Origin of the sequence: Bradyrhizobium cytisi, assembly GCF_008123515.1 — a bacterium.
GTDB lineage: Bacteria > Pseudomonadota > Alphaproteobacteria > Rhizobiales > Xanthobacteraceae > Bradyrhizobium > Bradyrhizobium cytisi.
Genome location: NZ_VSSR01000185.1, coordinates 1 through 1,382, shown reverse-complemented (window position 1 = coordinate 1,382; position 1,382 = coordinate 1). Strand labels below are relative to the sequence as shown.

General features: G+C 56.2%; 2 protein-coding genes. Both read left to right on the top strand.

Going from position 1 to position 1,382, the window contains the following annotated elements; all coding sequences use genetic code 11:
* Window positions 1-245 precede the first annotated feature (245 nt).
* The gene (locus FXB38_RS42490; RefSeq protein ID WP_148756767.1) at window positions 246-866 is read left to right on the top strand and encodes a hypothetical protein; all 621 of its coding nucleotides are present in this window, start codon (window positions 246-248) and stop codon (window positions 864-866) included.
* 11 nt (window positions 867-877) lie between these two features.
* Window positions 878-1,382 (top strand): radical SAM protein (locus FXB38_RS42485; protein ID WP_210251012.1); only part of this gene is annotated, 505 nt, incomplete at its 3' end.

Genomic DNA, 1,382 nt, shown 5'->3' with positions numbered 1-1,382 from the left:
CAGGGCCAATCACAATGTCCCGCGGCCTCACACGCTTTAACGCTATCGCCGAAGGCTACTTCCTCGATGAAGATCTGTGCTCAAACTAGGCTTACCGGAGAAAGCATGCGAAAGAAGAACGCCCGCAATCAAACTCTTGACGCCGCCTCAAACCCCTGAACCAATCACCATGTCGGTCGAAGCGGCCGCTCAGGATCGCGTGAAATATCTGCTCACGATCAAACGAAACGAGCGCTCACCATCGAGTGAAATCGCCGCTCACCATCACCGAAATGCGCAATGTCTTCAAGAAACACGGCATCTACGTGCAAGCCGGGCACATTCTCTTTGATCACGGCACGACGATGGAAGAGTTGCGGGAAAATCACCGTCGCATGTCGGACTACGTTTGGACGATCAGCAAGGGAATTTTCTCCGAGATGTATGCGGCCGAAGGAACGCCGTTCACGAGGCTGCTGCGAAAACGAAATCTGATCGACGCCAACGACGATGGGACTGGCAACCGAAACTATCGTCTGGCCGACGAAGACGTGGTTCGGGCCTATACGGGCCTAAAGCGCTGGCACAAGAGCCATCTTCGCCTTTACGACAAAGCGATCGACGCCATCAGCGCGCCAAAGGCACTCGAGGACGAGGAACTGGTCGAATTCCACGCGCTTGCGACCGAACTGCGGCGGCACGACCTCGCCTTCATGGAACTCCTCCTGGACGCCGTTGAGTCGGGTGACCATGACGTCGATGGCCTTGTTGACGCTCAGGTCGCAGGGAACAAGATCAAATACCAGACGCTGGCGACACGGGTTGACCACGCCTACGCGTCGGCCGGGCTGGTGTATGACGCCGACGCCAATCCTTTCTTCGGATGAGAAGGCTCAAAATGTCAAAGCCATTCGCGATCAGCTTCGACCGGCTCGAACACTATAAGCTCAACGTGGGCCCGGTGCAGGAGTTCGGCGACCTGCCCGAGTGCGAGGTTGCGATCAAGAATATCGGCTGGACGCTGGGGAACGATTGTCCATATCGCTGTACGCACTGCTACAGCATGAATGCTAGGGAGAAGGGGAGCGACCTTACCGTCGAGATGATCGATCGGATCGTCGATCAATTGAAGAAGCACGGCGTTGAAACGGTCAATCTCGGCGGAAATGAACCGCTCTTCACCAACGGGTCGAACCCCAAGGCGACCTTGCTGCCCTACATCATCAGGAGGCTCGCGGACGAGGACATCCTGGTGGGCCTCACGACCAGCGGCATATCGTTGGTGCGGTTGTACAAGGATCACTATCGGGAATTTCGCCTGTTGAACGATTGCGACGTCTCGTTCGACTCGCCGTTCGAAGACGAACACAATGAAAATCGGGGAGCTAGTATCCGGAATCAGA